Here is a 19284-nt window from a genome sequence, read left to right as displayed (position 1 = left end):
GAGCACGATGAACGACGACGGACTGCTGGAACTGGCCGACGACCAGCCCGGTCTCGACCTGGTCGAGCTGGCCTTCGCCGCCGAGACGGCAGCTTCCGAGCCGCAGCGCCCGGCCCGGCGCCTGAGCGCGGCCGAGATCGCCGACGCCCTCGGGCTCCCGCGGCCCACGCCGCAGCAGCAGGCCGTCATCGAGGCGCCGCTGGCTCCCGCGATCGTGGTCGCCGGAGCGGGCAGCGGCAAGACCGAGACGATGGCCAACCGGGTGGTCTGGCTGCTCGCCAACGGCCTGGTGCGGGTACCCGAGGTCCTGGGCCTGACCTTCACCCGCAAGGCGGCCGGCGAGCTCGCCGAGCGGATCCGGCGGCGCATCGAGCAGCTTGCGGACTCCGGGCTCACCGACGTGGTCTTCGACCCGTTCGATGCGCCCGAGGTCGCGACGTACAACGCCTTCGCCAATGCGATCTTCCGCGAGAACGCCCTGCTGATCGGCCGCGAGCCGGAGTCCGCGATCCTGAGCGAGGCGTCGGCGTGGCAGCTCGCGCGCCGCGTCGTGGTGGGCTGCGACGACGAGCGGCTGGTGGAGCTCGACAAGAGCGTGGACGCGGTCACCACCGCGGTCCTCGACCTCAGCCGCGCGCTCAGCGAGAACGTGGCCGATGCCCGCGACGTGCACCGCATGGTCGAGGGCTTCGGCCGGCTGCTCGACTTGCCGACCGGCAGCGGGCGGGTCAAGGACGCCTACGCGTCGGTCCGCACCGCCGTGGCGTCGGTCGGCTCGCTGCCGCCGCTGCTCGACCTCGCGGAGCGGTTCGCGGACGAGAAGAGACGGCGCGGGTTCGTGGAGTACTCCGATCAGGTCGCGCTCGCGCTGGCGGTCTGCGAACGGCTGCCGGAGGTCGTCGCCGACTACCGCCGCCGTTACCGCGTGGTGCTGCTGGACGAGTACCAGGACACCTCGGTCGTGCAGACCCGGCTGCTGTCCTCGCTGTTCTTCGGTCAGGCCGTGATGGCGGTCGGCGACCCGCACCAGTCGATCTACGGCTGGCGCGGCGCGAGTGCCGCCAACCTCGGTCGGTTCGCCCTCGACTTCACCGGCCGGAAGGACGGCGCGGCCGCCTTCGCGCTCAGCACGAGCTGGCGCAACCCGACGACCGTGCTGGATGCCGCCAACACCCTCGTCGCCCCGCTGTCGGCCGACTCGCCCGTGCACGTCGAGCAGTTGCAGCCGCGGCCCGGCGCGATCGGAGGCGAGCTCGACCACGCCTTCGGGCAGACCGTCGAGGACGAGGCGGCGACGATCGCCGAATGGCTGCGCGTCCGGCTGGCCCAGCGGGATGCGCAGGGCATGCCGCCCTCGGCCGCGCTGCTCTGCCGGTCGATCAAGAAGATCGACGCGTTCACGGGCGCCCTCGCCGCCCGGGGGTGCCCTTCCATGTCCTCGGGCTCGGCGGCCTCCTGGAGCAGCCCGTGATCGCCGACCTGGTCAGCGCGTTGCGGGTCATGCACGACCCGACTGCGGGCTCCGAGCTGATCCGGTTGCTGACCGGGGCGCGCTGGCGGGTGGGCCCGCGCGACATCGCGGCGCTGCGCCGGGTGGCGAGCTGGCTCGCCGCGCGCGACCACCGCTTCCAGACGCTCGACCCGGGCGTGCACGACCGGTTGCGCAGCTCGGTGGTGGCGGAGGAGTCGGCCTCGCTGGTCGACGCTCTCGACTTCGTCGTGGAGGCTCCGGTCGATCACGGCCAGCTCGCCGGTTTCAGCGCGGTCGGCCTGGAGCGGCTGCGCGCGGCCGGCAGCCAGCTCGACCGGCTGCGCTCGCGTGCCGGCCTCGACCTCCTCGACCTCGTGACCCTCGTGCAGCAGGAGCTGCGGCTCGACATCGAGGTCGCCGCCAACGAGTCCGCCCAGCTCGGCCAGGCCTCCCTCGACGCGTTCGCCGAGCAGGTGGCCTCCTACCTGGCCAGCGACGACCGGGCGACGCTCGGGTCGTTCCTGGCCTGGCTGGCGGAGGCCGAGCAGCGCGACAACCTGGCGCCGCGGAGTGAGGACCCGGAGCCCGGTACGGTGCAGATCCTGACCATCCACGGCGCGAAGGGCCTGGAGTGGGACGTCGTCGCCGTGCCGCGCATGGTCGAGGGCGAGCTCCCCGGGCCGCCGCAGAGCAAGCGCGGCTGGCTGGCGTTCGGTCAGCTCCCCAACGAGTTCCGCGGCGACTCGGCCGAGCTTCCGGTGCTGCCGTGGCGCAACGCCGAGGACCAGAAGCAGGTGGACGAGGCGATGTCCGCGTTCGAGGCCGCGAACGTCGCCCGGCACCTGGAGGAGCAGCGTCGGCTGATCTACGTCGCCGTCACGCGCGCGCGGCGCAGCCTGCTGCTGACCGGCTCCTACTGGTCGACGCAGTCCCGTCCCCGGTCGCCCGGCGCCTACCTGCTGGAGCTGCAGCAGGCCGGGCTGCTGCCGGAGGACGCCTTCCCGCCCTGCGACGAGCCGGACGAGAACCCGCTGGCGCCGGAGTCGCGCACGGTGCTCTGGCCCCTCGACCCGCTCGGCGTGCGCCGGACGCGGGTGGAGGCCGCCGCCGCCGCGGTGCAGACCGCCCGCGAGCGTGGTCCGGGCGACGGCGGCGTGTACGCGCTCGATGTCGACCTCCTGCTCGCCGAGCGCGCCCGGCGCGAGGCGGAGGACGGGCTGGTGGAGCTGCCGGCCCGTATCCCGGCCTCCCGGTTCAAGGACTTCGTGAGCGACCCTGCCGGTGTCGCCGAGCAGCTGCGCCGCCCGATGCCGGAGCGACCGTACCGGCAGACCCGGCTGGGGACGCTGTTCCACCGCTGGGTGGAGGAGCGGTACGGCGTCGCGGGTGGCGCCACCGACGAGCTCGACGCGACCGTGGCCGAACAGGATGATCCCGCGGGCGAGATCCTGGGTGCGGAGGAGCTGGCCGAGCTGCAGGCGACGTTCGCCGCGAGCGAGTGGGCCGACCGGGCGCCCGCCGAGGTCGAGCTGGAGATCCACGTCACGCTCGCCGGCCAGGTCGTGGTCTCCAAGCTCGATGCGGTCTACCCGGTCGACGACGGCCGCCACGACGTGCAGATCGTGGACTGGAAGACCGGCAAGGCCCCCGGGACGCCGCCGATCTGGAGCGCAAGCAGCTCCAACTCGCGCTGTACCGGCTGGCGTACGCGAAGCACGCCGGCATCGACCCGGCCCGGATCGACGCCGTGTTCTATTTCGTGGCCGACGACCGGGTCGTCCGGCCCGAGCGGTTGTACTCCGAGGCCGAGCTGGTCGAGCTGTGGGCGGGAGTCCGCGGCGCGTGACTCCGGCCGGTCCCGCGACCCTCGAAATCGTCCGTGACTCCGGAGGAGCCGACGGGGCTCAGCCGGCCTGGTCGTCGACCGGGCGCATGCCGCCCGGCCGGCCCGACGCGCGGTCGCCGGGCGTGCGGTCGAGCATGGCCTCGACGTCGTCCACCGCCATGATCGGGCCGGTGGCCGTCGAGAGCGGGGTGACCGTGTTGCTGTGCACACGGTCGACCAGGCCGTCGAGCATCTGCACGGCGTCATCCACGATGCCCTGGTCGCGCAGCTCGCGGCCGTGCAGCAGCCACCGGGCGACCTCCAGCTCGGCGTAGAGCATCGCGCGCTGGGTGAACTGCCGGTCGGTGGCGACCTGGCGGGCGGAGGCGTAGGCGAGGAGAGCACCGTCTGTAGCGTCCGGGTTCATGGCGAGCAGCCAGTGCAGGTCGCGGGCCGGGTCGCCGACGCGCAGCGCCGACCAGCCGAGCACGCCCGTGACGGACTCGCCCTCGACCAGGAACGAGTCGGCGGTCAGCGCACCGTTGATCACCGTGGGCTGGAACTGCCATACCGAGTGGTCGGCGACGGCGTCGCGCCAGCGCTCGCGCAGTGCGGCGGGAAGCTTTCCGGTCGCGGCGGCGGACTCGATCAGCGCCGCGGTCGAGGAGAGGCATTCGCCCGCGGAGAGCACCGGGAGGCCGGCCTCCCCGACGAAGCTGGTCGGCAGAGTGTGGATCGCCGCGATGGCGTGGCCGATCGACCCGGCGAGACCGTCGCCGGGAGGCACGTCCTCCACAGCGACGTGGTCGCCGGGCAGGAAGTCGTAGACGATGGCGCGCGTACCACCGACCGGCGCCTGGCCGAGATAGGTCGGCACGTCGAAGGGGAGGCGGCTGCGGATGCCGGTCGTGAGGGCCCGCAGCGCGACCAGGTCGGAGCTCTGCTCGGTCTCCGCCGCCTGGGTGAGCGGGACGCGCACGATGCGGGCGCTCCCGTCGGCCGCCGTGAGCACGGCGGCGTCGAACTCGCCCGCGCCGTCCGCGGTGTGCGCGCGGGTCGCGGTGATCGTCAGGTCGGGCACGGCCGAGCTGGCCAGCGCGGCTAGAGTGAGAGGGGATCTGGCCATGCACCTAGGCTAAATGGACATCCGCGCGTGGGCAGTTCCGCCACGCCTTGCATCTTCTCCACGCCTCGAAGGGATCCCGATGTCGCCCGCATCGACGTCCGCGCTGCCGCTCGCCGCGCTCCCGCTCTCGCGCCACGCGATCGACCGCGATCACGCCGCCCGCTCCCGGCCGGCGCTGTTCGACGAGCTGTCGGAGGAGCCGACGACCCTGGTGCTCCCGCTGTGGAAGGGCAGGGCGTTGCTGACCCCGGAGAGCGTGCCCGCCGCGACGCCCGCGTCCGACGGCTGGAGCGCGCCCGACGCCGGGCCCGCAGAGCTCGACCTGCTCCCGGTGGACCGGGTCACGGCCGCGCTCCTCCGCGTCTACCTCGGCCGCACGCTCGTGGACATCCCAGGCCAGCCGGCCGGGTCTGCGGTCGTGCTGGAGGTGCTCACCGACGCCGCCGCCACCGAGTTGGAGCCCGACGAGGCGCGCTGGGGGAACCTCCGCACCGTCGCCACCGCCCTGAGCGATCGCGACGCCGGGCTCTTCACCGAGGCCCTGGCGATCGCCAACTGGCACGCCTCGCACAGCCACTGCCCGCGGTGCGGCACGCCGACCATGGTCGAGCAGGCCGGCTGGGTGCGGCGCTGCTTCGAGGACGGCTCCGAGGTCTTCCCGCGCACCGACCCCGCGGTCATCGTCACGGTGCTCGACGCCGACGACCGGCTGCTGCTGGGCTCGAACGCCATGTGGGAGCACTCCCGCTACTCGCTGCTGGCCGGGTTCGTCGAACCGGGGGAGTCGTTCGAGTCCGCCGTCGAGCGGGAGATCTTCGAGGAGGCCGGCGTCCGGGTCACGGACGCCCGGTACAAGGGCTCGCAGCCGTGGCCGTTCCCGGCCTCTGTCATGGTCGGCATGACGGCGCGCCTGGCCGACGACCAGCCCCCGGCCGCTCTCGCGCCGGACGGCGAGGAGATCCTGGACCTCCGCTGGTTCAGCCGCGATGAGTTGTGGGAGGCGCGCGAGCAGATCATCCTGCCCGGGCGGTCCTCCATCGCCCGCGCGCTGATCGAGGACTGGTACGGCGGCCCGCTCGACGAGCCTCCCGCGCTGTGAGCGCAGCGTGAGCACCGTGGCGGCGTCGGGCCCCGACAGCCTGCTGGCTGGCCTCGACGCGCAGCAGCGCGTGGCCGCCGAGGCCCTTTTCGGGCCGGTCTGCGTGCTGGCGGGCGCCGGCACGGGCAAGACCCGAGCGATCACCCACCGGATCGCGTACGGCGTCGCCTCCGGCGCGTTCACCCCGAACCGGGTGATGGCGCTGACGTTCACCAACCGGGCCGCCGCCGAGCTCCGCGGCCGGCTGCGCCAGCTCGGCGCGGGGGAGTGTCCGCCCGCACATTCCACTCCGCGGCGCTGGCGCAGCTCAACTACTTCTGGCCGCAGGTCGTCGGCGGTCAGCTCCCGAGCGTGCTCGACGGCAAGGGCCGCGTGCTCGGGCACGCTGCCGAGAAGCTCGGGCTGCGCGTGGACACCGCGACCCTCCGTGACGTCGCCGCCGAGATCGAGTGGCGCAAGGTCTCCAGCATGGGGCTGGAGGAGTACGCCGCGGCGCTGGCCTCCCGACCGCTGCCCGGCACGCTGACCGTCGAGCAGCTCGTGGACTTCCACCGCGCCTACGAGGAGCTCAAGGACGAGCGCAAGCAGATCGACTTCGAGGACGTCCTGCTGGTCTGCGCCGGGATGATCGAGACCGAGCCGTCGGTCGCCATGCAGGTGCGCGAGCAGTACCGCTACTTCGTCGTGGACGAGTACCAGGACGTCTCCCCGCTGCAGCACCAGCTCCTCCGGCTCTGGCTCGGCACCCGCCGCGACCTCTGCGTCGTCGGCGACGCCAGCCAGACCATCTACTCGTTCGCGGGCGCGCGCAGCGAGTACCTGCTGGACTTCGAGCGGGAGAATCCGGGCGCCACGGTCGTGCGGCTGGAGCAGAACTACCGCTCGGCACCTGCGGTCATCGACACTGCCAACCGGCTGATGCGCGGCCGCTCCGGTGCGCTGACGCTGCATGCCGTCCACGAGGCGCGGGCGGGAGACGAGGTCCCGCCGCCCGCCGTGTTCGACGACGACCGGGCCGAGGCGCGCGCCGTCGCCGAGAGCATCGCAGCGCAGCTCGCAGCGGGCGCCAAGCCCGAGAGCATCGCGGTGCTCTACCGCGTGAACGTTCAGGCCGCTGCGCTGGAGCAGGCGCTCGGCGACCTCGGGATCAGCTACCAGCTTCGCGGGTCCAAGCGCTTCTTCGACCTCCCGGAGGTGCGTCAGGCGGTCATGACGCTGCGCGCGGCGAGTGTCGCGGCGACCGACGAGCCGCTGTTCAAGTCGGTGAGCGACGTGCTGCGCACGCTCGGCTGGTCGGTGCGGCCTCCGGAGGGCCGCGGCGCCGTGCGCGAGCGCTGGGAGTCCCTCAACGCGATCATGGGCCTGGTCGACGAGATGCCGGAGGGTGCGACCTTCCGGCGCTTCACCGACGAGCTGATGGCCCGTCAGGCCGGCCAGCACGAGCCGACCATGTCCGCCGTGACGCTGGCGACGCTGCACGCGGCGAAGGGCCTGGAGTGGGACGCCGTCTACATCGTCGGGCTGTCCGAGGGTCTGGTGCCGATCAGCTACGCCGCCAGCTTCGAGCAGATCGACGAGGAGCGCCGCCTGCTCTACGTGGGCGTCACGCGCGCACGGCACCGGCTGCGGCTGAGCTGGGCGCAGCGGGGAAGCCAGCCGGGGCGGCCGGTGTCGCGCAAAGCCTCGCGGTTCCTGGCCGAGCTGGCGCCGGTGCGGACGGCGGCGCGGCGAGCGGACTGAGGCAGCCGCACTCGGGATGCGGCTCCCAGCGCCGCTCCGACCAGCGCGCGGTGGCCGCGTCGTAACGCGACGCGGCGTCGGAGCGTTCTGGCGCGCCGCGCAGCAGGGCGACGACAGCGCCCGCTGCGGCGGACGCCGCCGCTCCGCAGATCAGTTCCGTCTCGCCGGGCAGGGGCCGGGTGTGGAGCTGCGCCGCGAGCGCCGGCCAGGCGGGGTCGGCGTCCCGGCGATGGAGGTCGACGCAGCGCAGGCAGGCGCCCTCGCCGGGTCGCACGAACGGCCCCACGGTCACGCCGCCGTCGCCGAACACCACCGCCAGGTGCGGGATGTCCCGGCGCAGCCAGCGCTGGTGGCGGTGCGGGGCGATCGCGAACGCGCCCACCACCACTGCGGCCGTCGCGAGGTCGACCGCGGGGTCGTCGGCGGCGAGACCGCTGCGCACATCGACGCCGGCCTCTCGCAACAGGGCGAGGATGCGGGCGGCCGTGGGGCCGGTTCCGTCGAGGACCACGACCGGCGCGTCGCCGGGCTCCGCGTCAGGTGACGATTCCAGCACCGGTTTCAGCCGTGCGAGCAGGACGTCGACCGCGGCCGGGCCCGCTCCGGCGCCGCGGGCGATCATCCGCAGCGCGCCGAGCGTCGCCCCGGCCGCGAGCGCGGAGATCATCCGTTCCTCCGCCACGCCGACCGGGTCGAGGATCAGCAGCGGCCGTTCGACGCCGAACTGGAGGGCGCGCGGCGAGCGCCATACGCGGGGGACCGTGGGATCGAGCTGGTGGACCATCCCGCCATCCTGCCGTGGCGAGACCGCCACGAAGCAGTTATCCACAGCTCTCGCGAGCAACGCGCGTCATCCACAGGCAGCGCCCGCCCGACCCGCGGAGCGGGTCGCAGCACGCCGTCATCGCGTGGGCGCAGCGGCGCGTCGCGACCCCTGTTGCGGAAGGCCGGCGTTCAGTCCTCGGCGGGTCGGTCGCCGTCGCCGCGCAGCAGATCCTCGATGGCCTGGTCCAGCTCGTCGCGCTCCGGCTCCTCGCCGGTGGCCGCGGCGGTCAGCCGGGCGACCAGGCGGGACGGGTCGTCCAGGTCCGCCGCCTGGGGGAGCAGGTCGGGGTGCGACCACAGCCGGTCGCGCGCCTCCTGGCCCACGGCGTCGGTCACGGCCTGCCACAGGGCGGCGGCGTCGCGGAGGCGGCGTGGCCGCAGCTCGAGCCCGACCAGCGTTGCGAAGGCCGACTCCGCCGGCCCTCCCGCAGCGCGCCGGCGGCGCACCGTCTCGGCGATCGCGTCCGCTTTCGGCAGCAGCCGGGTGGCGCCGGCGGTGACCACGTCGACCCAGCCCTCGACCAGCGCGAGCACCGTCTCCAGGCGGCCGAGGGCCTCCTGCTGCTCCTCGGTCTTCGGCGGGATGAGCGCGCCGGAGACCATCGCCTCGCGCAGCTCCTCGGGGTTGGACGGGTCGAAGCTCTCGGCGAGCGACTCGAGCCGGTCGGTGTCGATCGTGATGCCGCGCGCGAACGCGGTGATCTGCGTGATGAGCTGGAGCCGCAGCCACTTCGCGTGCCGGAACAGGCGCGCGTGTGCGAGCTCCCGCACCGCGAGGTACAGCTGCACCTGGTCGGTGGGGATGTCGAGCCCGTCGCCGAACTCGGCCACGTTCTGCGGGATGAGCGCCGCGCTGCCGTCGGCGAGCAGCGGGATGCCGATGTCGCCTCCGGAGACGACCTCTTTCGCGAGCTGCCCGACCACCTGACCGAGCTGCATGGCGAAAAGCGCACCCCCGACCGAGCGCATGACCTGGCCGGCGTTCTGGATCATGCCCTGCATCTCCTCGGGCGCCTGCTCGGTGAGAACGCGGGTGAGCGCGTCCGAGATGCTGAGCGCGACCGGCTCGGCGAGCTGGGTCCAGAGCGGCATGGTCTGGCGCGCCCACTCCGCGCGGCCGATGAGCTCCGGCTGCGTCGACAGCCCCGCGACCGTGGTGGCCTCGTCGAGCCAGAGGGCGGCGACGTGGAAGGCCTGGCCGAGCGCCGAGCGCTCGGCCGGGGTCACCGCATGGGCGCCTTCGGAGGCGAGGGTGCGCGCCTGCTGGGAGGCCAGGTCCCAGTTGATGCCGCCTCCGGGATTCATCAGCGCGTTCTGGAGCTGACCGAGGAGCTGCTGGATGGCGGCCGGGTCGTTCGGGAGGCCGGCGGCGCCCGCGAGCTGGCTCGGATCGATGGAGGAGTCACCCGACAGGAACTCCCGCAACATGTCCCGGAACTCGTCGTCCGGTTCCTTGTTCGGATCGTCGGACATCTGGCGTGCTCCTCGTCTCGAGTGGTACCGGCCGTGCGATTACGGCTTTCCAGGCTTGGCCTCTACGCTAGCCCGAGATCACCGCGAGCCGGGTGAGAATCGGCTCGGGCGATGTCGTGGGCGGTGCGCCCGTGGCGAACACGACCGAAGGGACAGCGCGTGACCCTGTTCACCGACGACGACCGACCCGCGCCCGACCGCGAGCGGGTCGCGCCGTCGCGCAGGACGATCGTCGGCTGGGTGGCCATCGCCGTCGCCGTGGCGCTCGCCCTCGTCCTGGCGCTCGCGCCCGCGCCGTTCGTGATCGAGCAGCCCGGCCCGGTCTACAACACGCTCGGCACCGACCAGGCCGTCGGGACCGCGTCGTCGGGCGACGCCAAGCCGCTGATCAGCATCCCGGGCAAGACCACCTACCCGACCGGCGGCTCCCTCGACCTCCTCACCGTGTCGGTGGTCGGCAACCCCGACCAGAGCCCGAGCTGGCTGAACATCATCCAGGCCTGGTTCGACCCGAGCCGCGCGGTGACGCCGATGGACGAGGTGTTCCCGCCCGGGACGACCACCGAACAGTCCAACGCCGCGAACGCAGCCTTGATGGTCGACTCGCAGCAGGACGCGATCGCGGCGGCGCTCAACCAGCTCGGCTACCACTTCCCGCAGGCTGTCGCGGTCAAGCAGATCCTCCCGAAGACCCCCGCGGCGGCGGTGCTGAAGGTCGGCGACGAGATCACCAGCGTCAACGGGGAGACCATCGAGAGCGTCGCGGCTCTCCGCAAGGCGGTCAACGCCAACGGCGCAGGCAGGGCGGCGGAGATCGGGATCGTACGCGACGGCGCGGCCTCCACGGTCTCCATCACGCCGGAGACCACGCAGGGCCAGGTCGTGCTCGGGATCGGGGCCGGGATGGACTACACCTTCCCGTTCGACGTGAACATCCAGCTCAACAACGTGGGCGGCCCGAGCGCGGGGCAGATGTTCGCGCTCGGGATCATCGACAAGCTCACGCCGGACCAGCTCAACGGCGGCAGGAAGGTCGCGGGCACCGGCACGATCGACAACGCCGGCGCGATCGGCGCGATCGGCGGCATCCGGCAGAAGATGTTCGCCGCTCGCGACACCGGGGGAGCGAGCTACTTCCTCGCGCCCGCGTCGAACTGCGACGAGGTCACCGGCCACATCCCCGCGGGACTGCACGTGTTCGCGGTGAAGACGCTGAAGGACTCGCTCGCGGTGCTCCAGGCGGTCAGCAGCGGGTCCAGCACCGCGAAGCTGCCGACCTGCCCGGCGTCCTGACCGTCGATCGCACGCTCGGCGCGCATCCCGGCTGTTCACTGGGGGGCCGCAGCATTCTCCAAGCGACGCCCGCCTAGGATGGACCTCTGAGTCACCCCACGAGGAGCACGAGGGCCCACACGTGAGTTCAACCGCCGCAGTTCGACCCCCAGGCCGTCGCCGGGCCGCCATCTGGATCACACTCGGGGTGGTCGTGGCGCTGGTGATCCTGTTCTTCGTCTTCGCAGGGCTGTACGCCGATGTCCTCTGGTACCAGCAGCTCGGGTACCTCAACGTCCTGACGACGCAGTGGTTCGCCGGCGCGGCGATGTTCTTCATCGGGTTCTTCGCGATGGCCATCCCGCTCTGGCTGTCCATCCAGCTCGCCTACCGGCTGCGCCCGGTCTACGCGAAGCTCAACACGCAGCTCGACCGCTACCAGCAGGTCATCGAGCCGCTGCGGCGGCTGGCGATGTACGGCATCCCGATCGTCTTCGGCATCTTCGCCGGCGTCTCGGCGGCCAGCCGCTGGCAGGCCGCGGCGATGTGGATCAACGGCACGTCGTACGGCAAGACCGACCCGCTGTTCCACCTCGACATCGGCTTCTACCTCTTCGCGCTGCCGTTCTACCGCAGCGCCGTGGGCTTCGCCTCGGCCGTCGTGCTCATCGCGCTGCTGGCCACCCTCGCCACCTGCTACCTGTACGGCTCCATCCGGGTCAGCGGCCGCGAGGTGCGCATCTCGAAGGCCGCGCGCGTCCAGATCTCGGTCATCGCGGGTCTCTACCTGCTGCTGCAGGGGATCAGCATCTGGCTCGACCGCTATGCCGCCGTCACCGACTCGAACGTCAACGACATGGTCAACGGCGCCGCCTACACCGACGTCAACGCGACCATCCCCGCCCGTGCCGTGCTCGCGGGGATCGCCGTGCTCGTCGCCATCATGTTCTTCGCGACCGCGTTCATCGGGCGCTGGCGCTTCCCGCTCGTCGGCACCGCGCTGCTCATCGTCGCGGCCCTCGTGGTCGGCGCGATCTACCCGTGGATCGTGCAGCGCTTCCAGGTCGACCCCAGCCAGAAGACGCTGGAGACGCCGTACATCCAGCGCTCGATCGATGCCACGCGGGACGCCTACGGGCTGAGCAACATCGACGTCATCCCCTACGACGCCACTACGAATGCCCAGCCGGGCGCGCTGCGGCAGGACGCCCAGACCACCGCGCAGATCCGCATCATGGACCCCGCGGTCATCAGCCCGTCGTTCCAGCAGCTGCAGCAGTTCCGGCAGTACTACGCGTTCCCGCGCAACCTCAACGTCGACCGCTACCAGATCAACGGCAACGAGCAGGACGCCGTGGTCTCGGTGCGCGAGCTCAACCAGTCCGGTCTCACCAGCCGGAGCTGGTTCAACGACACGGTCGTCTACACGCACGGCTACGGGATGGTCGCCGCCTACGGCAACCAGCGTTCGAGCGACGGCCAGCCGGTGTTCCTGGAGTCCGGCATCCCCAGCACCGGAACGCTCGGCCAGTACGAGCCGCGCGTCTACTTCGGGCAGCAGTCGCCCACGTACTCCATCGTCGGCGCCCCCAGGGCTCCAAGTCGGTCGAGCTCGACTACCCGGGCGGCGCCGACAATGCGCAGCAGACCTACACGACGTTCAGCGGGAACGGCGGCCCGAAGCTCGACAACGTGTTCAAGCGACTGGTCTACGCCCTCAAGTTCCAGGACGAGCAGATCGTGCTCTCCGACGCCGTGAACAGCGACTCGCAGATCCTCTACGACCGCGACCCGATCAAGCGCGTCCAGAAGGTCGCGCCGTACCTCACGCTCGACTCCCAGGCCTACCCGGCCGTGATCGACGGGCGCATCAAGTGGGTCATCGACGGGTACACGACGAGCGACCAGTATCCGTACTCGCATGTCGGGAGCCTGAGCGACGCCATCGCGGACACCGAGACGCCGAAGCCGGCCTACGCCTTCGATGACATCAACTACATCCGCAACTCGGTCAAGGCCACGGTCGACGCCTACGACGGCTCCGTGCAGCTCTACGCGTGGGATGCGAACGACCCGGTGCTCAAGACGTGGGAGAAGGTCTTCCCGACGACGGTCAAGCCGGTCAGCGACATGAGCGCCCAACTCCTGAGCCACGTCCGCTACCCGTCCGACCTGTTCAAGGTCCAGCGCTCGGTGCTCGGGCAGTACCACGTGACCGACGCGGGCTCCTTCTACTCCCGCGACGACGCCTGGACGACGCCGAACGACCCCACGTCGTCTCCGTCCGACCCGACATTGCAGCCGCCGTACTATCTGACGCTGCAGATGCCGGGGCAGGAGACCCCGTCGTTCTCGCTCTACTCGACCTTCATCCCGCAAGCCTCGAGCGAGTCCAGCCGCTCGGTGCTGAAGGGCTACTTGGCGGTCGATGCGGACGCGGGCTCGAGGAAGGGGCAGGTGGCGTCCGGGTACGGCAAGCTCAGACTCCTGTCGTTGCCGTCGAGCGACAACATACCCGGGCCGGGTCAGGTGCAGAACAACTTCAACTCCGACCCGACCGTCTCGCAGGAGCTCAACCTGCTCAGGCAGGGCAAGACCGACGTGATCAACGGCAACCTGCTGACGCTGCCGGTCGGCGGCGGCCTGCTCTATGTCCAACCGGTCTACGTGAAGTCGACGGGGGAGACGAGCTACCCGATCCTGCAGAAGGTGCTCGTCGCCTTCGGGGACAAGATCGCGTTCGAGGACACGCTCGATCAGGCCTTGGACGCGCTGTTCGGCGGTGACTCGGGAGCGAGCGCAGGTGACAACAACATCCCGACGACGGGTGGTGGCGGATCGTCCGGGGGCGGATCGAGCGGCACCAGCCCCGGAACCGGGTCGGTGAACAACGCCGCCCTCCAGCAGGCGCTGCAGCAGGCGAAGCAGGCGCTGGCTGACCGCCAGACGGCGCTCAAGGCCGGCGACTGGGCTGCCTACGGCGCCGCGGACGCACGCCTGCAGCAGGCGCTCCAGCAGGCCCTGGCGGCCGAGGGCGGCTCCGGCACCGTCACGACCCCGACCCCGACCCCGAAGCCGACGCAGACACCGTCCCCGAAGCCGTCGAAGTAGTCCGCCCGGGCGCGTGACGCGAGCGACCCGCATCCGTTGGGGGTGCGGGTCGTTCCGTATGCTCAGAGGCTGTACGAAGTGCGTCTTCGCGGCGTGCGAATCTTCGCAGCATTGCCGGTATTTCAGAGCCGAGGCCTTGCGCAGACTTTGATTGTCTACTTTACTAACAAACATGCTCATCGGTGAAGCACGGCGTTCCGTCAACTCCGATCGGCGCCCGGTGGGCGTCGACGGCGCGATGGTCCCCGGCCGTGCGCTCCGTCCGCGCACGAAGGTCCTTCCCGAGCACGCCCGCACCCACAACCGTTCGCTGGTGCTGCAGTCGCTCTACCGGGACGGGCGGGCGAGCCGCGCCGACCTGGCCAGGGAGACCGGCCTCACGCGCGTCACGATCTCCGACCTGGTCGGCGAACTGATCGCCGAAGGCCTCGTGGTCGAGGTCGGTCAGCGCGACGACGCCCGCCCGGGCAAGCCGGCCGTGCTGCTCGACGTGAACCGCGCCGCCACCCAGATCGTCGGCGTCGACCTCAGCGAGCACGCGGTGTTCCGCGGCGCGGTGCTCGACATCGACGGCGCGGTGCTGCGCTCGGCCGAGGTCGAGCTGGCCGGCAGCCGGGGCGAGGAGGCCGTCGCGAAGGTGCTCGCGCTGGTGGACGAGCTGGTCGCTGCGGCGACCGCGCCCATCCTCGGCGTCGGCGTCGGCTCTCCCGGCATCGTCGACGCGACGGGGACCGTCGTCGCCGCGCCCAACCTCGGCTGGACCGACGAGCCGCTTCAGCGTCGCCTCGCCGAGCGCACGGGCCTGGCGGTCTTCGTCGCGAACGACGCCAACGTCGCCGTGCTCGCGGAGCACGGCTTCGCCGACGCGCAGGGCGACATGATGCTGGTGAAGGTCGGCCACGGCGTCGGCTCCGGCCTCCTGGTCGCGGGCGCGCTGGTGTTCGGCAGCCGCTTCGCCGCGGGCGAGATCGGCCAGGTGATGGTCGGCACCGACGACGGCGCCCAGGGACCGTACGACCGCGAGAAGTGCCTGGAGGCCTGGCTGGCGGTCCCGCGACTGGAGGCGAAAGCGGCCGCGGCCACGGCCGCGGGCGACCCGGTCGAGCCGGTGCTCCGCCAGGCGGGCCAGCGGCTCGGCGTCGCCCTCGCCCCCATCGTCGGAGCGCTCAACCTGTCGGAGGTGGTCCTGAGCGGCCCCGACGAGCTGCTCGCCGGGACGCTCCTCGACGCGGTGCGCGAGACGCTGCAGAACCGCACGATGGCCGGCTTCCACTCGGACGTCACCATCGGGATGACCAGCCAGGGCCGAGACATCGTCCTCCGCGGCTGCGTGGTCATGGTCCTGTCGGCCCAGCTCGGGGTCTCCTGATGACCCTGATCGCGGACACCCGCACGGCGCCGGCCGACCTGACCGGCTTCCGCTTCGCGGCCGGCGTCCGCGAGGGGCTCGCGGCCTTCCGGACGCGATGCACAGTGGTCCGCCTGGCCAGCCTCGACAACGAGCGCCTCGGCGTCCCGCGCTGGTACACGCTGGCCGAGGCGTGGACGGAGCCGGGCTCCCGGGAGGACGCGCTCTGGTCGCGGAACCCGGTCATCGACGTGGACAGGCACGACCCGCCCGAGCCTGTGCTGGCGACGGGAGCGCCGGTGATCGTCCTCGGCGCCGGGCTCGGGGCGATGCCCTGGCAGCGCGCCGTCGTGGACGCGGTGCGTACGCTGGGCGCGCGAGTGCTGGTCGTGGAGATGGGGGCGATGGTGGTGCCGGGGTATGCGGATATCTCGACCGGCGGGCATTCGCGGGCACAGGGGGCCGCGCTGGTCTCCCTGCTCTGCGCGGGCGACGCGGGCTGAAGAGGCCGTCCTCACCGCGCCCAGCTCACCCCGAGCGTCGCCTGCAGCGCGTACTGCGCGGCCCCGCGGAAGGGCTGCTCCTGGGCGGTCTTCGCGTAGCGGAAGCTGAGCGGCATCGCGGCGCGGACCGGGTGGCGGGCCGCCTCGGCGCGCACGTGGCCGATGAAGTCCGGACCGAGTTTGGGGGCGGCTCCGCCGAGGACGACGTTCGGCACGTCGAGGGCGGCGCCCACCATCAGCAGCGCCCGGGCCAGCGCGCGGGCGCCGGCGGCGATGCGCTCGCGGGACTGCGGGAGGGCGGCGAGCGCGGCGACGTCGACCGCCTCCAGGTCGGCGCCGTGCGGGAGGCCGAGGAGGCTGGTCACCGAGACCACCTCCTCCAGGCAGCCGCGGTTGCCGCAGGCGCACAGCGGCGCGTCCTCGCCGAACAGCACGGGCACGTGGCCGATCTCGCCCGCGCGGTGGGTCGCCCCGGCGAGAACGTCGCCGTCGACGATGACCGCCGCGCCCACGCCGGTGCTGAGCGAGACGAAGAGCTGGTTGGCGCCGAACTCCTCGGAGATCGCGTAGTCGGCGATGGCCTCCGCGTCGGCGTCGTTGACCAGGTGCACGGGGGCGGAGACGACGGCGGCGAGCTCGCGGCCGAGGTCGACGTCGACCCAGCCGAGCTGCACGCTCTCGCGGATCAGGTCGGCGTCCACGATGCCGGGTACCTGGACCGCCACGGCGACCACGCGGGCCGTCGTCGCCCCGGCGAGGCGCCGGACGATCGAGCGCACGTCCTCCACCGTCGCAGTCGCGGCGGTGCGGTGGGCGACGGACTGCACCACGTCGCCGAGGAGGTCGACCACGGCCCCGCGGACGAGCCCGGGCTGGACGATCACCGACAGCAGCACGTTGCCGGAGGCGTCGACGCGCAGTGTGGTCGCGCGCTTGCCGCCGGTGCTCTCGGCGAGGCTGCCCTCCACGACCAGGCCGTCGGCGATCAGGCCGGAGAGGAGCGACGACACGGTCGCCGACGTCAGGCCCGTGCGGCGCGCGATGCTCGCCCGAGTGGCCAGGCCCTCCCCGGAGAGCACGAGCTGCAGCGCGCTGGTCAGGTTGCGCTCGCGCACGGCGGACTGCGTCGCCTTGCCGTGATCGTCAGGCACAGTCCTCCTCGCGGCGCGCGTCTGTCGTGGTGGCCCCGGTTTACGACCATAGCGAATGCGGCGCATGATGGAACGCATGGGATATGGCCTCATCCTCGTCGACGTCCAGAAGAACATGCTGGAGGGCGAGAGCGCCGTCGAGGGCGCCGCGGACTTCCGGGGCGCGCTCGCCGAGCTGCTGGACGCGGCGCGGGACGCGGACGCCGCGATCGTCCACGTCAAGAACGACGGACGCCGCGGCGACCCCGACGAGCCGAACTCGCCGGGCTGGGAGCTGGTCTTCGCGCCGTTGCCCGGAGAGCCGGTGGTGCGCAAGGACGTCCCGAACGCCTTCGAGTCCAACCCGGCGCTCGCGGACGTGCTGCGTGCGATGGGTGTGGACACCCTCGTCGTCGCGGGACTGCAGAGCGAGTACTGCGTGCAGGCGACCGCGGTGGGCGCGCTGGAACGCGGGTTCGACGTGATCGTCCCTGCGGGCGCGCACACGACCTACGCCGACGGCGAGCCGGCGGCCGACATCGTGGAGCGGGTCACGCTCGACCTCATCGCGGCCGGCGTGGAGGTGCTGGAACTGGACGAGGTGACGTTCGGCTAGAGCCGGGCGGAGAGGGCCGACGCGCCCTTATGCCTGGAGTGCTCCGATCCGTTCGCCCTCCAGCGCCTCCCGGATGCTGAGCGAGTAGATCCGCGACAGTCCGGGCCGGGCCGGGTCGCCCGTGACGTACGCCACCGACTCCACATGCTCCTCGAACGCGTTCACCTTGTCGCGCGGGGCGCCGACGATGAGCTGGAAGCCGAGCCCGCGGAACGCCGCCAGTGCACGCCCGGTGTACTCGTTGTCCGCCTTCACGAAGCCCTCGTCGAGGATGATCGGGGCGTAGGTGGGGGTCGCGTCCGTCCCGTCGCCGAGCCGGTACCGCAGCGCCGCTCCCAGCACGAAGGCGATGAGCTCCTGGCCCTCGCCGCCGGACTTGCCCGCGACGCCCTCGTGGACGATCTGGGCGCCGTCGGCGCGGGTCTCGATCGCGCGGAACTGGTAGTGCTCCCGGGCGTCGAGCACACGCCGTCGCCAGGCCTCACCGGCACGCGAGCGTTCCTCGAGGCGGGACAGGTCGCGGCGGAGGTCGAGGAAGTCGCGCTCGATCGCTGCGGCGTCCCTCGTGCTGGTCCCGCTCGCGGCCGCGGTGTGCTTGCGCAGCGTGCGCGTGAACTCGTGGAGGTCGCTGTTCGACACCGGCCGCGGGTCGATGTCGAGCGTCGACCCCTCCCGGAACTCGATGCCGCGCAGCGCGCTCGAGATCGGGCGGACGCCGCGACGGATCGCGTGACCGTCCTCCTCGATCTGGGTGAGGAGGGCGCGCAGGCTGTCGCCCATGCTCGCGCCCGCCTTGACCAGCCAGTCGGCCTTCGCCCGCGGGAGGTCGTCCTCGACGAGCACCCGGTGGATGGCCTGCACGGCGGGCAGGCTGTCGATGCTCGCGTCGATCTCGGCGCCGGGGTCGAGGTCGCGGTAGCGCTCGAACGTGACGAGGAGGAGCTGCTCGTAGTGCTCCACGTTCTGCTGGTGGGCGTCGATCTGGTCGCGGAGCGCCGCGAGCGCCTCGGCATACCGCCGGTCGACGTCGGCCGGCTCCCGCGGCGCCGCGAACGGCAGCGTGCCGAGCAGCACGCGCTCCTCGGCGGTCAGCGCGCTGTTGTCCTCCAGGGCGTCGGCGACGCTGTCCTCGATGTCGATGAGGTCGGCGTGCTGGGCCTCCAGCTCGTCCACGCGCGTCTGGAGCGCGGCGGCGCGCTTGGCGGCGTCGATGCGCTCGCGGTCGTGGCGCTCGGCCTCCACCTGCAGGGCGGCGGCCTCGGGGTGCGCGACCGAGACATTCGCGAGCCGCTCTGCGAGCTCGGCCACCCGTGCCGCGTGCGACGCCACGTCGATGGCCTCCCACTCGAGCGCACGGATCGCACCGAGGGCCTCGGTGCGCCGGCGCGCGTCGCCGTGCTCGGCCTCCGCGCGGTCCGACTCGGCGCGCGCCTGCGCCAGCTCGGCCTCGAGGGAGGCGATGCGGGCGGCGAGCTCGTGGATGCGCGGGGTGTTGTCGAGGCCGATCCAGGAGGCGGTGCGGCGGTCGTCCTTGACGACGCGGCCGCGCGCGGCGGAGCGCATGCCGGAGCGGGTGACGGCGCCGGCGACGCCGGCGGGCCGAGGTGCGTCCAACTCTTCGGGCGTCTCGACGCACAGCACGCTGCGGTCGGTCACGAGTTCGTCGTGCAGCCAGCCGTGGAACGGGCTGGCGTCGTCGAACTGCAGCAGAGCGGGCACGGTGCGGTCGACCGGGTCGAGGGCGG

Annotated in this window: 13 protein-coding genes and 2 pseudogenes; 10 read left to right on the top strand and 5 right to left on the bottom strand. The window is 72.3% G+C overall.

Annotated features, from left to right (window positions below; all coding sequences use genetic code 11):
• Positions 1–7: 7 nt before the first annotated feature.
• Both ACR5MH_RS06975 and ACR5MH_RS06970 read left to right on the top strand, forming a co-directional pair.
• Entirely contained in the window at positions 8–1471 is a 1464-nt protein-coding gene (locus tag ACR5MH_RS06975) for a UvrD-helicase domain-containing protein (protein ID WP_433862444.1), read from the top strand.
• On the top strand, positions 1423–3354 hold the full coding sequence (locus tag ACR5MH_RS06970; RefSeq protein ID WP_433862443.1) for a 3'-5' exonuclease: 1932 nt from the start codon (positions 1423–1425) through the stop codon (positions 3352–3354). Before ACR5MH_RS06975 ends, ACR5MH_RS06970 begins: the two co-directional genes overlap by 49 nt.
• Positions 3355–3375: 21 nt before the next feature.
• Here ACR5MH_RS06970 and ACR5MH_RS06965 read toward each other — a convergent pair whose 3' ends face one another.
• A complete protein-coding gene (locus ACR5MH_RS06965) occupies positions 3376–4422 on the bottom strand; it encodes a phosphotransferase (protein WP_431346591.1) in 1047 nt (348 codons plus the stop codon).
• A 79-nt stretch (positions 4423–4501) separates the two neighbouring features.
• Here ACR5MH_RS06965 and nudC point away from each other — a divergent pair, with 79 nt between their 5' ends.
• Positions 4502–5521, top strand: coding sequence for an NAD(+) diphosphatase (gene nudC / locus ACR5MH_RS06960; protein WP_431346590.1), 1020 nt, complete (start codon positions 4502–4504; stop codon positions 5519–5521).
• Positions 5522–5528: 7 nt separating this feature from the next.
• Positions 5529–7105, top strand: a pseudogene (locus tag ACR5MH_RS06955) (ATP-dependent helicase); the annotation flags it as partial.
• A 19-nt stretch (positions 7106–7124) separates the two neighbouring features.
• Here the strand turns inward: ACR5MH_RS06955 and ACR5MH_RS06950 are convergent.
• Both ACR5MH_RS06950 and ACR5MH_RS06945 read right to left on the bottom strand, forming a co-directional pair.
• Positions 7125–8045: a TOMM precursor leader peptide-binding protein gene (locus ACR5MH_RS06950; RefSeq protein ID WP_431346589.1), complete on the bottom strand. Its 921-nt coding sequence runs from the start codon at positions 8043–8045 to the stop codon at positions 7125–7127.
• A gap of 170 nt (positions 8046–8215) precedes the next feature.
• Positions 8216–9559 carry a zinc-dependent metalloprotease gene (locus ACR5MH_RS06945; protein ID WP_431346588.1) on the bottom strand — a complete coding sequence of 448 codons (1344 nt, stop codon included), beginning with the start codon at positions 9557–9559 and terminating at the stop codon, positions 8216–8218.
• 159 nt (positions 9560–9718) lie between these two features.
• Here ACR5MH_RS06945 and ACR5MH_RS06940 point away from each other — a divergent pair, with 159 nt between their 5' ends.
• The 5 genes and pseudogenes from ACR5MH_RS06940 to ACR5MH_RS06920 all read left to right on the top strand — a co-directional run bounded on the left by ACR5MH_RS06940 (position 9719) and on the right by ACR5MH_RS06920 (position 15793).
• Positions 9719–10852, top strand: coding sequence for a YlbL family protein (locus ACR5MH_RS06940; RefSeq protein WP_433862442.1), 1134 nt, complete (start codon positions 9719–9721; stop codon positions 10850–10852).
• Between the two features lie 121 nt (positions 10853–10973).
• On the top strand, positions 10974–12590 hold the full coding sequence (locus ACR5MH_RS06935; RefSeq protein ID WP_433862441.1) for a UPF0182 family protein: 1617 nt from the start codon (positions 10974–10976) through the stop codon (positions 12588–12590).
• Positions 12491–13942, top strand: a pseudogene (locus tag ACR5MH_RS06930) (UPF0182 family protein); the annotation flags it as partial. The gene ACR5MH_RS06935 and the pseudogene ACR5MH_RS06930, both read left to right, overlap by 100 nt.
• A gap of 172 nt (positions 13943–14114) precedes the next feature.
• Positions 14115–15311: an ROK family transcriptional regulator gene (locus ACR5MH_RS06925; RefSeq protein WP_433862440.1), complete on the top strand. Its 1197-nt coding sequence runs from the start codon at positions 14115–14117 to the stop codon at positions 15309–15311.
• Entirely contained in the window at positions 15311–15793 is a 483-nt protein-coding gene (locus ACR5MH_RS06920; RefSeq protein WP_431346587.1) for a hypothetical protein, read from the top strand. The genes ACR5MH_RS06925 and ACR5MH_RS06920 overlap by 1 nt, the downstream gene beginning before the upstream one ends.
• An 11-nt stretch (positions 15794–15804) precedes the next feature.
• On the opposite strand, the gene ACR5MH_RS06915 is transcribed toward ACR5MH_RS06920, so the two are convergent.
• Positions 15805–16944, bottom strand: coding sequence for an ROK family protein (locus ACR5MH_RS06915; RefSeq protein ID WP_431346586.1), 1140 nt, complete (start codon positions 16942–16944; stop codon positions 15805–15807).
• 76 nt (positions 16945–17020) lie between these two features.
• Between ACR5MH_RS06915 and ACR5MH_RS06910 the strand changes: the two genes are divergently transcribed.
• A complete protein-coding gene (locus tag ACR5MH_RS06910) occupies positions 17021–17539 on the top strand; it encodes an isochorismatase family protein (RefSeq protein WP_433862439.1) in 519 nt (172 codons plus the stop codon).
• Between the two features lie 27 nt (positions 17540–17566).
• Here the strand turns inward: ACR5MH_RS06910 and ACR5MH_RS06905 are convergent, their stop codons facing one another.
• Positions 17567–18319 (bottom strand): SbcC/MukB-like Walker B domain-containing protein, encoded by a 753-nt coding sequence (locus ACR5MH_RS06905; RefSeq protein WP_431349354.1) that lies wholly within the window; start codon positions 18317–18319, stop codon positions 17567–17569.
• Positions 18320–19284: the final 965 nt, after the last annotated feature.

The sequence above is a fragment of the Streptomyces sp. L7 genome (genome assembly GCF_050990935.1).
GTDB lineage: Bacteria > Actinomycetota > Actinomycetes > Actinomycetales > Microbacteriaceae > Leifsonia.
The sequence above is the reverse complement of the archived record's forward strand: the minus strand, read 5'-3'. Positions and strand labels throughout refer to the sequence as shown.

Bases quoted from the DNA above. Each gene is read 5' to 3' on its own strand.
- ACR5MH_RS06965 (WP_431346591.1), bottom strand. From the start codon at position 4,422: ATGGCCAGATCCCCTCTCACTCTAGCCGCGCTGGCCAGCTCGGCCGTG.
- ACR5MH_RS06975 (WP_433862444.1), top strand. From the start codon at position 8: ATGAACGACGACGGACTGCTGGAACTGGCCGACGACCAGCCCGGTCTC.
- ACR5MH_RS06905 (WP_431349354.1), bottom strand. From the start codon at position 18,319: ATGGGCGACAGCCTGCGCGCCCTCCTCACCCAGATCGAGGAGGACGGT.
- nudC (WP_431346590.1), top strand. From the start codon at position 4,502: ATGTCGCCCGCATCGACGTCCGCGCTGCCGCTCGCCGCGCTCCCGCTC.
- ACR5MH_RS06950 (WP_431346589.1), bottom strand. From the start codon at position 8,045: ATGGTCCACCAGCTCGATCCCACGGTCCCCCGCGTATGGCGCTCGCCG.
- ACR5MH_RS06920 (WP_431346587.1), top strand. From the start codon at position 15,311: ATGACCCTGATCGCGGACACCCGCACGGCGCCGGCCGACCTGACCGGC.
- ACR5MH_RS06925 (WP_433862440.1), top strand. From the start codon at position 14,115: ATGCTCATCGGTGAAGCACGGCGTTCCGTCAACTCCGATCGGCGCCCG.
- ACR5MH_RS06910 (WP_433862439.1), top strand. From the start codon at position 17,021: ATGGGATATGGCCTCATCCTCGTCGACGTCCAGAAGAACATGCTGGAG.
- ACR5MH_RS06945 (WP_431346588.1), bottom strand. From the start codon at position 9,559: ATGTCCGACGATCCGAACAAGGAACCGGACGACGAGTTCCGGGACATG.